Annotated in this window: 14 protein-coding genes and 1 pseudogene; 6 read left to right on the plus strand and 9 right to left on the minus strand. The window is 33.8% G+C overall.

Going from position 1 to position 14,263, the window contains the following annotated elements; translation table 11 throughout:
- Nucleotides 1–3: 3 nt before the first annotated feature.
- From CAP47_RS01280 to CAP47_RS01290, 3 genes and pseudogenes are all read right to left on the minus strand, one after another.
- Nucleotides 4–558, minus strand: coding sequence for a hypothetical protein (locus CAP47_RS01280; protein WP_093244247.1), 555 nt, complete (start codon nt 556–558; stop codon nt 4–6).
- A gap of 122 nt (nt 559–680) precedes the next feature.
- Nucleotides 681–1,128: pseudogene (locus tag CAP47_RS12450) on the minus strand (IS1595 family transposase); the annotation flags it as partial.
- A 261-nt stretch (nt 1,129–1,389) separates the two neighbouring features.
- Nucleotides 1,390–2,268 carry a type II toxin-antitoxin system death-on-curing family toxin gene (locus CAP47_RS01290; RefSeq protein ID WP_093244248.1) on the minus strand — a complete coding sequence of 293 codons (879 nt, stop codon included), beginning with the start codon at nt 2,266–2,268 and terminating at the stop codon, nt 1,390–1,392.
- 321 nt (nt 2,269–2,589) lie between these two features.
- Between CAP47_RS01290 and CAP47_RS01295 the strand changes: the two genes are divergently transcribed.
- Nucleotides 2,590–2,931 carry a single-stranded DNA-binding protein gene (locus tag CAP47_RS01295; protein WP_093244249.1) on the plus strand — a complete coding sequence of 114 codons (342 nt, stop codon included), beginning with the start codon at nt 2,590–2,592 and terminating at the stop codon, nt 2,929–2,931.
- 68 nt (nt 2,932–2,999) lie between these two features.
- Here the strand turns inward: CAP47_RS01295 and CAP47_RS01300 are convergent, their stop codons facing one another.
- Both CAP47_RS01300 and trpS read right to left on the minus strand, forming a co-directional pair.
- Nucleotides 3,000–4,004, minus strand: a complete 1,005-nt coding sequence (locus tag CAP47_RS01300) for a LacI family DNA-binding transcriptional regulator (RefSeq protein ID WP_093244250.1) — start codon at nt 4,002–4,004, stop codon at nt 3,000–3,002.
- A gap of 118 nt (nt 4,005–4,122) precedes the next feature.
- Nucleotides 4,123–5,091 (minus strand): tryptophan--tRNA ligase, encoded by a 969-nt coding sequence (gene trpS, locus CAP47_RS01305; RefSeq protein ID WP_100775048.1) that lies wholly within the window; start codon nt 5,089–5,091, stop codon nt 4,123–4,125.
- 77 nt (nt 5,092–5,168) lie between these two features.
- Here trpS and CAP47_RS01310 point away from each other — a divergent pair, with 77 nt between their 5' ends.
- Nucleotides 5,169–5,906, plus strand: coding sequence for a lysophospholipid acyltransferase family protein (locus CAP47_RS01310; RefSeq protein ID WP_100775049.1), 738 nt, complete (start codon nt 5,169–5,171; stop codon nt 5,904–5,906).
- 22 nt (nt 5,907–5,928) lie between these two features.
- On the opposite strand, the gene CAP47_RS01315 is transcribed toward CAP47_RS01310, so the two are convergent.
- From CAP47_RS01315 to CAP47_RS01325, 3 genes are all read right to left on the minus strand, one after another.
- The gene (locus CAP47_RS01315; RefSeq protein WP_100775050.1) at nt 5,929–6,687 is read right to left on the minus strand and encodes a YebC/PmpR family DNA-binding transcriptional regulator; all 759 of its coding nucleotides are present in this window, start codon (nt 6,685–6,687) and stop codon (nt 5,929–5,931) included.
- Between the two features lie 57 nt (nt 6,688–6,744).
- The gene (locus CAP47_RS01320; protein WP_100775051.1) at nt 6,745–7,788 is read right to left on the minus strand and encodes a ferredoxin--NADP reductase; all 1,044 of its coding nucleotides are present in this window, start codon (nt 7,786–7,788) and stop codon (nt 6,745–6,747) included.
- A 63-nt stretch (nt 7,789–7,851) separates the two neighbouring features.
- Nucleotides 7,852–8,451 carry a hypothetical protein gene (locus tag CAP47_RS01325; RefSeq protein WP_100775052.1) on the minus strand — a complete coding sequence of 200 codons (600 nt, stop codon included), beginning with the start codon at nt 8,449–8,451 and terminating at the stop codon, nt 7,852–7,854.
- 138 nt (nt 8,452–8,589) lie between these two features.
- On the opposite strand from CAP47_RS01325, the gene CAP47_RS01330 reads away from it, so the two are divergent.
- The 3 genes from CAP47_RS01330 (at nt 8,590) to CAP47_RS01340 (ending at nt 11,814) form a co-directional block, all read left to right on the plus strand.
- Nucleotides 8,590–9,993, plus strand: a complete 1,404-nt coding sequence (locus CAP47_RS01330; RefSeq protein WP_100775053.1) for a nicotinate phosphoribosyltransferase — start codon at nt 8,590–8,592, stop codon at nt 9,991–9,993.
- A 3-nt stretch (nt 9,994–9,996) separates the two neighbouring features.
- Nucleotides 9,997–10,587: a bifunctional nicotinamidase/pyrazinamidase gene (gene pncA, locus CAP47_RS01335; RefSeq protein ID WP_100775144.1), complete on the plus strand. Its 591-nt coding sequence runs from the start codon at nt 9,997–9,999 to the stop codon at nt 10,585–10,587.
- Nucleotides 10,588–10,668: 81 nt separating this feature from the next.
- Nucleotides 10,669–11,814: a cystathionine gamma-synthase gene (locus CAP47_RS01340; RefSeq protein ID WP_100775145.1), complete on the plus strand. Its 1,146-nt coding sequence runs from the start codon at nt 10,669–10,671 to the stop codon at nt 11,812–11,814.
- A 36-nt stretch (nt 11,815–11,850) separates the two neighbouring features.
- On the opposite strand, the gene CAP47_RS01345 is transcribed toward CAP47_RS01340, so the two are convergent.
- The gene (locus CAP47_RS01345) at nt 11,851–12,270 is read right to left on the minus strand and encodes a CBS domain-containing protein (RefSeq protein ID WP_100775054.1); all 420 of its coding nucleotides are present in this window, start codon (nt 12,268–12,270) and stop codon (nt 11,851–11,853) included.
- A 190-nt stretch (nt 12,271–12,460) separates the two neighbouring features.
- Between CAP47_RS01345 and CAP47_RS01350 the strand changes: the two genes are divergently transcribed.
- The gene (locus CAP47_RS01350; RefSeq protein ID WP_100775055.1) at nt 12,461–14,263 is read left to right on the plus strand and encodes a GNAT family N-acyltransferase; all 1,803 of its coding nucleotides are present in this window, start codon (nt 12,461–12,463) and stop codon (nt 14,261–14,263) included.

A 14,263-nucleotide genomic window follows, 5' to 3' on the forward strand; every position in this document is an offset into this window, starting at 1 on the left:
TAATTATTCTAAAATTAGATCTCCCTTATACTCAAATGAAAAATTCTTCCCAGTAGTTGTAATTCCTTCAAACGAAAACACATAATCTCCTTCATCTTTAGAAACGTGCAGAGTTCCAGATTTTAAAGTTTCACTGTTGCTACTTGCATCATCAGATCTGATAATGAAACCAGATCCAAAATATGTAAATATTCGAGGATCAGTATACGGCTCGTCATTTTGATTATATGAACCTACAGACACATCAGCAAAACTACTAGAAACTATTTGAAAAGTAATCATAGAAAAATCGAAGTCTTCTGGAATAATGTTTCCATTCTCCTGCTTTAGTTCTGTTGTGAAAAATTTAAGGTAATTATTATAGAGTCCATTCTCCTCAGGTTCATCCTCGTAAGGTTCAAGAACAGCCGATCTTAAATCTTGAACTACGCCACCCTCTACCTGTAGAGAGCCTTTAGCAAGTGTAGTATTATCAGTAGCTTCATCATCACTAGTGCTGCATGAAATTAAAAAAATTGTAATGCAAGCATAAAATAACCTCGAATAAACATTTTTCATTTCTAATATTTTAAATTTTTAATTTGCGAATGTAACCAAACCAAAATAAATGGTTATGCTATTTGTTTAAAATTCTTAAATGTCATAATTCGTCCCATCCCTGAATAGAACAAGGTTATAGTTTATAATTGCGTTGTTATTAATTTTTCATAGTAGGACTGGATTTCAGCAAAATGCTTTAGAAGCCCTGAGCCCATTGTCTGCTGCATAAAGACAATAAGGTTGCCTCATCTTGGTTTTATCTTTTCTTTTAGCAAATGGCAGTTCAAGTATTGCTGTAGGTATTTGGTTGAGACGCTCCAGAAGGTGCTGTCAATCCATTTTTTAATCCTGTTATGCGTTGAATTTAAATGCTGGACGTGAAATGCACCCCCTGACTCTTTCGGCCTTGGAAACATTTATAGGGCAAAATCCTACTTCGGCATCTTTGGCGAAGCCCTTGCAATTATGGTGGGAGTCACTGCATTCCAATGGCCTGGTCAATTTCGTTTTTTCCTATCCGTCCATGAATGGCCACGCCATGCTAAGGTCAATCCCGGACTTCCTGACCTGGGTAGCGATAACTGTTATTAAGGTGGGAACAGTGTGGGCACACTCCCAGCTTGTTGTCGAACTCGTGCCGGTGTGAGGCTTTAGCGGCAAAATCAGGACATTTTGATGAAACCTTCGATTTCCTTCAATAAACGCTCATGCTGGGAACCGGCAGTGAAAGAATTTATTCTTTTATCTTTTTTATTCTAAAGCTAAATCAAAAAGATTAGGCGGTGTCCGCAATCAAACTCAGACATTTAAGCCAACATTACTGATATTCACTGTTGGCAAATATTTTTTCTACGTTTTTGAAAGTCTATAAATTAGTTTTTTAAATGTTTTTATTTCAAAATCCAAAAAAGAGTCTTCGTTATAAAAGAATGTATTATCAACTCCATCAGCTTTTGTTAATTTGAAATCTCTTCTTAAAGCCTTTAATGTTCCTTTACCTATCGAAGATCTATTATTTCCTATAGAGTATTTCTTTTTATTCACAATTTTTGGAGACAATTTAAAACCTAAAAATTTATTTTCTTTTTCGATGTAAACTTCTAGGTTAGATCCATTTAAATTTAATTTAATGCCTTTATTTACAAGTATTTTTTTTAAATCGGATATTTTCACTTCTCCTTTAAGAGTAGTCTGTTTTGGTTTTGAGTTTTTTTTAATCCAAAAGCCTATATACCTAATAACTGTATTTAATTCCCAATTTTCATTATTTTTCTTTTCAGTTTTAGATCTAATAAAAGAATACTTTTTTCTATACTTTTTGCTGAAACCCCTGATATTAGAGTCAGCAATTGCAATAAGAAACTCGTATATTTCATCAGAGTTAAGCTGGGGATTTAAAACATAACCATTAACATATAAATGTTTAATCAACGCCAACAATCCAGCTCTTTTATTTCCATTATGGAAAGAATGATTTTTTATAATTCCATAAACAAGTGTGGCACAATTTGAATGATAATCGGGGTATTTATTAAAATCTCCAAAACCGGTGTTTTGGCGTTCTACTGCACTTTCCAACATTCCTTCGTTTTTAACACCTGGTGGTTCAACCGGATCCATTTCTTCAAGGAGATGAGTGCTCTGAGATAATAAGTTGTGTAAATCTATTATACATTCTTTGTTTAAAGTATATACTTTGCCATTTTGGCTTTTAAAACTACTGATCATTAAGACTTCTTATTTAAATATTCAAAAGGCAAATTTAACTTTATTTTAAGTTTTGAAGTAATTTTTAAAATCGCATATAATTAGCCCCTATCTTCCAAATATACAATATTTTGTTAAATACTATATTCATCAAATGTTAACATAAATCTTATCTATTTATCACTAATAAACGTTTACAAACGTATTTAAACGTAATTAACTATTTTTTAGACGATTATAACTTGCTTTGTGTTTCATCTTTGCCATGTCACTTAACAACTAAACCGTGGCAGATTCAGAAAGTCTGAGTCTTTAATTTATTTTTATTTAATATTTATCGTTATGAGCACTTTAAAAAATTCAGTACAGTTAATGGGTCATTTAGGAAAAGATCCAGAAGTTTTAAATTTAGATTCAGGCAAAAAACTCGTTAAGTTTTCGCTGGCTACAAATGACAATTACACCAAAAAAGATGGTGAGAAAGTCACCACAACAGATTGGCATCAAGTTGTTGCTTGGGGAAAAACAGCAGAGATTATCGAAAAATACGTCACTAAAGGCAAAGAGGTAATCGTGAGAGGAAAACTCTCAAACAGAAGTTACGAAACTAAAGAGGGCGAAAAACGCTACATCACTGAAGTCAATTGCCAAGAAATTGTGATGACCTCTGCTTCAAACCAATAGATTAAAATTTGTTATAAAATCTTAAAAGCCCTTTTTAAATAAAGGGCTTTTTTGTTTTTGATGAGATTTTAACTCGTCGCTTTTAGAGTTAATGAGGTTGACAATTTAATGGTTCTGTATTTGTGTTTTTGGTTTTTGTCTTCAATTCGCTCAATCAAAATTTCAGTGGCTGTTTTGCCGATTTCCTCAGGGTTTTGATCAATATAAGATAATTGTGGATAGGTTAAATAAGAGGTTTCTTTATCACCAAAACCAATAACAGCAATATCTTTTGGCACTTTAAAACCGAGATCTTTAGCAGCGTTGATCATCATGATGCCAGATGTATTATCAGCAGAGACGATTGCATCAATCTTCTGGGACAACAAAAATTTAATCATCGACTGATGTGGATTTTCAATCGAGGTAAGTTTGAGAATTTTGTTTTCATCAAAACTGATATCGCTTTCTTTTAAAGCTTTTTGGTAGCCTGATAAGCGCAATTGACCAATTTCTAAATTTGTGATATTACTGACAAAAGCAATATTTTTTCGACCGTTTTCAATCAATTGTTTTGTGGCTTCATACATCGAATGCTGATCGTCAATGATAATTTTATCACAGTCGAGTTTTTCTGTCACTCTATCAAATAACACAATAGGTTGATCTGCTCTTTTTAAGGTTTTGATGTGGTTGACATGTTCTTTAGCCAAGGTTTCTGCAGACAAAGACATGATGAATCCGTCCACACGACCGTTGGTTAAAACTTCTAAACTGCTGACTTCATTGGCATATTTTTCATGACTGATGCAAACAATGGTGTCGTAAGATTGTTGTCTTGCTGCTTTTTCGATACCAAAAAGAACTTTTGCAAAAAAGTGATTGAGAATATTTGGGATAATCACACCGATGGTTTTCGTCTGATTGTTTTTTAAACCCAACGCCATTTGGTTTGGCTTATAATTATATAATTCTGCAGCTTCTTTGACTCTCTTTTTGGTTTTAGCGCCAATATCATTGCTGTCGCTTAAAGCTTTTGAAACTGTAGAAATAGAGACATTAAGTAATTTGGCAAGCTCTTTTAAGGTTGTCATAAATACAATTAATTAACTTCTGTAAGATAGCATAAAAAGAAAAAAGTCACTTCATGTTGATGCATAAAAGTGACTTTTAAACTTAGATTTATAAAACTTATATCAAATATTTTATGATTTAATAACCGATCTTCTGGCGGACGCGTTGTAAAACTTCCGAACCAGTTTCTTGCGCTTTATCAGCGCCGATTTGTAGAAGCCTGTCTATTTCTGGCTTATCATTGATGTAACGTTCAAATAAAGCGCGTTCAACTTCATAAGTTGTTGTAATTAACTCAAACAATTCTTGCTTGGCATGGCCGTAACCAAAGTTCCCAGCGAGGTATTTTTGTTTTAAAGTTTCTGTTTGAGCTTCTGTCGCGATGAGTTTATAAATATTAAAAACATTGCAAGTTTCAGGGTTCTTTGGCTCTTCAAGTGGCGTGCTATCCGTTTCGATACTCATCACTTGTTTGCGTAATTTTTTATCACTTTGAAAAATATCGATGTAATTCCCTTTAGATTTACTCATTTTTGCACCATCAGTTCCAGGCACGTATTTGACGTTTTCAGTAATTCCGGCTTCAGGTAAAACAAAAGTTTCTCCATAATGTGCGTGAAAGCGTTCAGCCACATCTCTTGCCATTTCTATATGCTGTAATTGATCTTTCCCAACAGGAATTATTTTGGCATCGTAGAGCAAAATATCTGCAGCCATCAACATTGGGTAAGTAAATAATCCAGCGTTAACATCTTTAAGTCTATCCGCTTTATCTTTAAAAGAATGCGCTAAAGTTAAGCGCTGATAAGGAAACATGCAGTTGAGGTACCAAGTTAATTCTGTCACTTGAGGGACATCGCTTTGTCTGTAAAAGGTTGATTTATCAACATCTAAACCGAAAGCGAGCCAAGTTGCAGCAGTTGCATAAGTATTGTTTCTTAATGTTTCTGCATCTTTAATTTGTGTTAGGGTGTGAAGATTTGCGATAAATAGAAATGAGTCTTCTTTTGATTCATTCGCCATTTCTATCGCAGGAATAATCGCGCCTAATAAATTACCTAAGTGAGGCGTGCCCGTGCTTTGGACACCTGTAAGAATTCTTGACATTTGTATAAAAATTTTGAATTTGCAAAGGTAAAAATTTTTAACCATCAAATTCATATAGTTTACTAAATTTGGCATCTATGAAATGGATCAAAATTCCTTTTATTATTTTATGGCGTTTGTGGTTTTATATTTTGGTGATACTTCCTATCATCATTATGATGCCGGCTTTGCTTGTTACGACAGCCAGAGAAAAGTATTATAAATACGTTTATGCTATTGCGCGCTTGTGGGCTAAAATTGTGCTTTATGGCATGGGTTTTATTCCGAAAGTGACTTATAAAACGCAACTAGAAAAAGGCAGAAGCTATATGCTAACGGCTAATCATACGAGTATGATTGATATTATGATGATGTTTTATGTCTCAAAACATCCTTTTGTTTTTATTGGAAAAAAAGAATTAGCACGTTTTCCAGTTTTCGGATTCTTCTATAAACGCAGCTGTATTTTGGTGGATAGAAAAAACGCAAAAAGCAGACATCAAGCTTTTAAAGAAGCAGAGCGACGTTTAAGTCAAGGGACCAGTATTTGTATTTTTCCTGAAGGCGGCGTTCCTGATGATGTTTCAATTAAGCTGGATCGTTTTAAAAAAGGCGCTTTCCGCTTAGCGCTTGAACATCAAATCCCGATTGTCCCGATTAGCTTTTTAGATAATAAAACAAAATTTCGTTATCAATTTCTAACAGGTCGCCCAGGAAAGTTAAGAGCTATAGTTCATCCTTTGGTTGAAACAGAAGGAATGCCGTTAGACACAGCCTCAAAAAAAACTCTCGAAGACAAAACGCGTGCTGCCATCGAGAGTTCTTTAATTTGGTAAAAGCAATTTTATTTTTAAAAAATTATTCTTCTTCTAGTTTTTCAATCAATTCATCGGTGATTTCAAGTGTGTGATAAACGTTTTGAACATCGTCATCATCTTCAAATTTCTCGATGAGGTTCATAATCTGTATGGCATCATCAACAGCTAATTCTGTTGTGTTTAAAGGAATGCGTTCCAATTCAGCTTTTTTAGGTTCGATGTTGAGTTCTTCAAGTTTTTGTGACATTTTTCCAAAATCTGTAAATTCAGAGTAAACCATCAGGAATTCATCTTCATTTTCAAATGCTGTTGCGCCACCATCGATGAGTTCGAGCTCTAACTCTTCAAGATCATGTTCTAAATTTTCTTTTTCTATGGTAAAAACACCTTGGCGTTCAAAAAGAAATTCTAAAGAACCATTTGTTCCTAAATTCCCTCCGTTTTTAGAAAAAATAGATCTAACGGAAGCTACAGTTCTGTTGGTATTATCAGTTGTACATTCCACAAAAATAGCGATGCCATGAGGGCCATAACCTTCAAAAGAAACGATTTCGTAATGATCAGCATCAGCGCCAGAAGCTTTTTTGACGGCGCGCTGAATAGTGTCTTTAGGCATATTAACGCCCTTGGCATTAGCGATCGCGTTACGTAAAGTTGGGTTTGTATCTGGATCTGGTCCACCAAAATCTTTAACTGCAACGGATATTTCTTTAATCGCACGTGTAAATTCTTTAGCTCTTTTTTTGTCTTGGGCGCCTTTTCTGTGTTTGATATTCGCCCACTTACTATGTCCAGCCATGATAATTTTTATTAGAAATTAAACTTTTTAAAACTACTTTTTAATGACTTTTAAAATTTATATATCATCATAATCAATCGTGATTTTACCAGTTTTTGGTAAAGATTGACAAGTTAAGACTAATCCTTCATCTAAATCTTCATCCGTGAGAATTTGATTTTTAACCATCTCAACTTCGCCTTCAGTTATTTTTGCAACACAGCTACTACAAATACCACCTTTACATGAGTAAGGCGCATCGATATCTTGGTTTAAAACAGCATTAAGTACGCGTTCATCTTTTTGCATAGTGAACTCAAACTCTTCATCATCAAGAATCACTTTTATTTGCGTCGAGCCATCATGTGCCTCAGTAGGTTCAGCATCTTCTGCTGAAAAGAAAAGCTCGAAATTAATTTTTTCTTCGGCGATATCATTTTCTAATAAAATATTTTTGACTTGATCAATCATTTCTTCAGGACCGCATAAAAAGTAGTTACTAAAGTCAATTGACTTGTATTTGTTTTTCACCACATAATTGATGGTTGGTTTTTCAATACGGCCAAAAGTTGCATTGTCTTCTTTAGTTTCGCTGTACACAAACTCAATGAAAAAACGCTCGTTATATTCTTTTTGAAGCTCCAAAAGTTCGTTGATGTAGATTGTACTTTCAGGAGATTTGTTGCCATAAACTAAAACAAACTTTGTAGAATCGTTGTCGCTTAAGCTATGTTTTATCATGGACATAATTGGCGTGATGCCGCTGCCTGCTGCAAAAGCAATGAAGTTTTTACTTTCTGAATTATCGGGTAATTTAAAGAAGCCTTCTGGCGGGTGCACCTCTAGAGTATCTCCTTCTTTAAGCTCATTATTAACATGGTTTGAAAAAACACCGTTTTCAATAGCTTTCACCACTACTGATTTATTTTCAGTATTATGAGAGCTAATGGAGTAGGAGCGGCGCTCTGTGTTGCCGTTTAATGTTTTTTCAAATGTTAAATACTGACCTGCTTTATGTTTAAATTCTTCTTTTAGATTTTCAGGAATATCAAGTGTGACTTCAACAGCTTTGGGTGTTTGTCTCTTGATTTTTTTAATTTTAATTGTATGGAAATTTGACATTTATTGACGATTTTCAGCAAAAATACAATCTTCGCTTTAATAAAGACTTAATTTAATAAATGATTAATGATCGCTTAATATTTGGTCATTTTTAATGGCAAAAACAGATTGATAATCCTTTGCTTCAATCTTATTTGATGCATTATTAGTTGCAAAAGTAGGTAAGCTGAAACCTGTTTTGGTTTCACAAAAGCAAGGCAAATTTTCTTGATCAATTTCGACAAAATTATCAGCTGGAAAAATAACTGTTTCGTCAGTTTTTTCTTTTTGATAGGTGAGTTTAAAATCTTCCAAATTTAACTCATTTAAACATTCTATACCAATATGTTTAAAATCTTCTAAGAACGCGTTTTCCTGAGATGAAATGTAAAAGAAATGCGACTTTTCAAATTTGCTTTTAAACTCTTTGAGATTTTCAAGCGCTTCATTGATATGAAATCTTAATCCACCAAGAAATATAATTTGTTGAGGTTCATAATTTTTAATACAAGCTTCTAATTGGATTATTTTTTTGAGTTTACCAAAATCGGCTAAGCGTTTATCTTCAGAAATTGAAGATTGATAAAACTCGAAGTTAGGAATTATCAAAGCTTTTTGTTTTTCGTCATAAATTGAGCCTGTATGATGTAGCTCTATGTCAGCATTCTTAAATTTGTAATTCAAAATATATGTTTTATAAGATGAAAACCTAAGATAAGACTTCCTAATTGAGATATTAATGAAGTGATCCCTAAATTTCATTTAAACTCTGTTTAAATCTTTATAAATCTTTTATTTTTACATTCTTAACACAGATATTTAATGCAGAAAATAACAGCATCCTACACCGACTTTTACCAGCTCACAATGGCACAAGTCTATTTTTTAAATCAAAACCATGAAGATCAATCTGTTTTTGATTATTTTTTTAGAAAACTCCCTTTCCATAGTGGTTATGCTATCTTTTCTGGCCTTGAAGTTTTGATCGATATTTTAGAAGATTTTAAATTTACATCTGAAGAACTTCAGTTTTTAGAAAAACAAGGTTTCCATAAAGATTTCATCAATTATTTATCTGATTTTCAGTTTAATGGTGAGATTAAAAGTGTTCAGGAAGGTGATCTCATTTTTCCAACACGACCGGTTTTACAAGTGAAAGCAACAATTATTGAAGCGCAAATTATAGAAACAGTCGTGCTTAATATTTTAAACTTTCAGACTTTAATAGCAACAAAAGCAAGTCGTATCAGGTTAGCAGCTCCGCATGATACTTTAATCGATTTCGGAATGAGACGTGCACAAGCTACTGGTGCATATTATGCCAGTCGAGCTGCCTACATTGGTGGCTTTGATGCAACGAGCAATGTGAAAGCTGCAACAGATTTTGATATTCCCGTCTCAGGGACAATGGCACATGCTTTTATACAATCTTATGAAAATGAGCTTGATGCTTTCCGTGATTTTGCTGAGGTGCATCCCGATAATTGTGTGTTGCTCATCGATACTTATGACACACTCAGAAGTGGCTTACCCAATGCAATAAAAGTCGCTAAAGAGTTAAAAGCAAAAGGACATCAATTAAAAGCCATCCGTTTAGATAGTGGCGATTTGGCATACCTCTCAAAAAAATGTCGAGAAACTCTAGATAAAGAAGGTTTTGAAAACGTTAAAATCGCAGCTTCAAATCAATTGGATGAACATGTGATTAAGAGTTTAAAAGATCAAAACGCTTCAATTGATGTCTATGGCGTCGGCACCAATTTAGTGATTGGAAACCCAGATGCAGCGCTTGATGGGGTTTATAAATTAGCCTTTGCTGATGGAAAACCACGCATCAAGTTATCCGAAAATGTTGCAAAATCAACTTTACCAAGTGAAAAACAAGTTTACCGCATCAGAAATCAGGAAAATGAAATGCTAGGTGCTGACATTATCACAAAAACTGATGAAACTCATGTAGAGAAGATGCATCATCCTTTTGATTTAACAAAATCTACAACTTATCATAGCCACATTCTTGAACCACTTTTAAAAACTGTGATGAAGGATGGAAAACGTTATGAAAAGAAAAAATCTTTATCTAAAATTAAGGCTTACGCAGCCAAAAGACTTAATGAACTCCCAGAGGAATATAAACGCTTTGCAAATCCGCATATTTATAAAGTTGGTGTTTCAACTCAACTTTTAAATACCAGAGAAAAATTAAGAGAAACTTTAAAGAAATAAATGATGAAAACACTTGTATTGGTCGATGTTCAAAATGATTTTATGCCAGGTGGTTCTCTTGAAGTAAAAGAAGGAAATCAAATTGTCAGCGAAATCAATAAAATTATTCAAAACTATGATTTAGTTGTCGCTACTGTTGATTGGCATCCTGAAAATCATATGAGTTTTGCTTCTAATCATCAAGGTAAAAATCCTTTTGAAAGTATTGATTTTAAAGGAAGCAAACAAACTTTATGGCCAAATCATTGTGTTCAAAATACTGAAGGTGCTGCTTTTCATCCTGATTTAAAACAAAGCTATATTGAAACAATTTTCAGAAAAGGAACAAATCCTGAACTTGATAGTTACAGCGGTTTTTATGATAATATGCATGAAAAATCAACAGGTTTAGCAGGTTATCTCAAAGAGAAAGGCGTGAGTGAATTTGATGTTTGTGGTTTAGCAGGAGACATCTGCGTTTATTTTACCATTAAAGATGCTTTAGATGAAGGCTTTAAAGTCAATGTGATTGAACAAGCTACAAAAGCTTTAGATCCTGTGACTTTTGAGAAACAGAAAGCTAAACTCAAAGAAAGAGGTGTTCGTTATTTTTAATATTCTGTTAAACGAAACAGAATTAAAGCAAAATATGAATTGAAATATTTTTGATTTCTTAATTTGATGAAAATTAAGAACATGAAATTTAATACGAAAACAATTCATGGTGGTCAAGAAGATATTGATCCTGCTTATGGTTCAGTGATGCCACCGATCTATCAAACATCAACCTACAAGCAAAGTTCTCCTGGTGAACATCAAGGTTATGAATATTCAAGAAGTGCCAACCCAACACGTACAGCTTTAGAAAAAGCCATCGCTTCTCTTGAAAACGGAAAACACGGTTTGGCTTTTGGCTCAGGTTTAGCAGCCATCGATGCTGTGATGAAGCTATTAAAACCTGGTGATGAGGTCATATCTACCAACGATTTATACGGCGGAACTTATCGACTTTTCAATAGCATTTTTAAAAATTTCGGTATCAAGTTTCACTTTATTGGTATGTCAAATCCCGATGAAATTGAAACTTATGTCAATACAAATACAAAAATGATTTGGATAGAAACGCCAACCAATCCGATGATGAATATTATCGATATTGAAAGTGTTGCTCAAATTTCAAAAAGGCATAATCTTAAGCTTGTTGTCGATAATACTTTTGCTACAGCTTATTTACAACAACCTCTTGATTTGGGTGCTGATATCGTGATGCATAGCGCTACAAAATATCTTGGCGGTCACAGTGATGTTGTGATGGGAACTTTAGCTTTAAAAGATGATGAACTTGCTGAAAAGCTCTACTTTATACAAAACGCAAGTGGCGGAATTGCTGGACCAATGGATAGTTTTTTGGTGTTGAGAGGTTTAAAAACACTTCACGTCAGAATGCAACGTCATTGCGAAAATGGTCGCGCTGTAGCAGAATATTTAGCTCAGCATCCAAAAGTAGACAAAGTTTATTGGCCAGGTTTTAAAACTCACCCAAACCATGATATTGCTAAAAAACAAATGAAAGATTTTGGCGGTATGGTTTCATTTACCACAAAAGGGAATAAACATGCTGATGCAGTTCAGTTTGTAGAAAATTTAAAAGTCTTCACTTTGGCAGAATCTCTTGGCGGTGTGGAGTCTCTAGCTGGCCATCCCGCAAGTATGACGCATGCGTCAATACCAAAAGAAGAGCGTGAAAAAACAGGTGTTGTCGATTCATTAATTAGGTTAAGCGTTGGCATTGAAGATGAGGAAGACTTAATTGCAGATTTAAAGCAAGCCCTTGAAGCATAAAAAGTCAATCGCCATATTTCAGGCGATTGAGGTTTTTTAATATTGTTCCAGTAAATATTTGATGATGTCCGTTGTGGTTACAATTCCAACAATTTTATCATATTTAATGACAGGAAGTGCGTGAAATTCTTTTTTGGCAAATATTTCAGCAGCTTCTTTTATTGTCGTGTGTTCAGTCACAACTTCAACATTTTTTGTCATCACCTGTTCTAAAGTAAACATTTCGTAAACCGTTGTTTCAATCTCTTGCCCATCATCGTCAGTGGCATCAGCAAAAGAGATGCGCATCAAATCAGTGTAACTCAGCATCCCGATGATTTTGTCATCTTTAACAACAGGGATATGTCTGATTTTGTTTTTCTTAAAGAGCGACTCAGCTTTACTTAAGCTGTCATTGACATTTAATTTGATTAAATTATTTGTCATTATTTTGGAGATTTTGTCTGTTGCTTCCATGATTATGATGTTAGAATTATTATTGTAAATTTCTGATAATAAATCAGTAAGTTACATGACTAAAGTCATTTTTAGTAGAATTCTTAAGTTGTTTTTAGACTGACTTAACTTTTAAAAAACACTTTTCGTTAGCCTAAAGAAATAAACAAAAAAATAAAGTTTTATCTTTACAAATTGCAATTTACACTCTATGGCAATCATCAGTTCAAAGGATATTTCAGAAGCATTAAATTTTAACCGATTCGGTTATTTCGGTCAAGTGCTTGGCAATGTCGTTTTACAACTTACAAAACTCAATAAGCTTAACGATATTTATGATAAATACCGTGAGCTAGATGGTGTAGAGTTTATTGATGCCATACTGTTAGAAGTTGGAGCAGAATTTCACATTCCTGAAAAAGATTTTAAAAGAATTCCAAAAGAAGGTCCTTTTATCACAGTTTCAAACCATCCGCTTGGTGCAATTGATGGACTTATTTTACTCAAAATAATGCTTGAGCAAAGACCAGATTATAAGGTGGTTGCTAATTTTTTGTTGCAAAAACTCGACCCTTTAAAGTCTTACGTCATGCCTGTCAACCCTTTTGAAGATAGAAAGGATGTGAAGTCAAGCGTGTCTGGTTTGCGAGAAGCATTGACGCATATTAGAGACGGAAAACCATTTGGTGTTTTCCCAGCAGGTGAAGTTTCTACTTTTAAAGAAGATAAAAAAATAGTTGATAAACCTTGGATGCCAGAGGCGATGAAGCTTATTCAAAAGACAAAAGTGCCAGTGATTCCTGTCTATTTTCACGCTAAAAACAGTCCTGTCTTTTATAAATTAGCGAAAATCAATCCTAATTTACGAACTGCCAAATTACCAAGCGAAATGTTGTCTCGTCCTAAAAACAGACCGATTAACGTGCGTATTGGTAATCCTATTTCGCCCAAAGATTATCAAGAATATGAAGATCTAGAAGATTTCACAAATTACATGCGTCGCAAAACATATATGCTCGCGAATGCTTTTGAAAAAAAGAAATTAATCAATCAAATCCCAACTCAGATCAAGCTTCCAAGAGCACCTCAAAATATTATTGAGGAAGTTGGCAAAGACTGCATTTTAGAAGAAATAGAAAAATGTAGAAATAAAAGTGACCGTTTATTACTAAGCAATAATTATGAAGTTTTTCTTTCAAGAACGGATCACATCCCGAATATCATTAGAGAAATTGGGCGACAGAGAGAAATCACATTTAGATCGGTAGGAGAAGGCACAAACAAATCTATTGATCTCGATAAGTATGATGAATATTACCATCACATGTTTTTGTGGGATAATAAAGCTGAGCGTATTGCAGGTGCTTACCGCATGGGTTTTGGGAAAGAAATTTATAAAAATCACGGAATTGATGGTTTTTACTTAAATGAATTATTTCGTTTTGAGCCTGAGCTTTACAAATTAATGAGTGAGTCTATTGAAATGGGACGCGCTTACATCATTAAAGATTATCAGCAAAAACCAATGCCTTTATTTTTGCTTTGGCGTGGTATAGTGCATTGTACATTGCGCTTTCCTGATCATAAATATTTAATAGGTGGCGTGAGTATCAGTAATAAATTTTCAAATTTCTCTAAATCAATGATGATTGAATTTATGAAATCAAATTATTATGATCCTTATGTTGCGCAATTTATACGTCCTAAAAAGGAGTTTAAAGTTAAGCTGAAAGATGCTGATAAAGATTTTGTTTTTGATGCCACAAAGGCTAACTTGAACAAGTTTGATAAAATTATTGATGAAATTGAGCCAGACAATTTACGCTTACCCGTTTTGATTAAGAAGTACATCAAACAAAATGCTAAGGTTGTCGCTTTTAACGTTGATCCGATGTTTAATAACTCAGTCGATGGCCTGATGTATATCAGAATAGCAGATTTACCTGAAAGCACCGTTAAACCAGTTTTAGAAGAATTTCAAGCAGAACTCGAACAACAAAATAAAGAAAAATAA

Origin of the sequence: Psychroflexus sp. S27 (assembly GCF_002810405.1) — a bacterium.
In the GTDB taxonomy this organism is placed as follows: Bacteria; Bacteroidota; Bacteroidia; order Flavobacteriales; family Flavobacteriaceae; genus Psychroflexus; species Psychroflexus halocasei_A.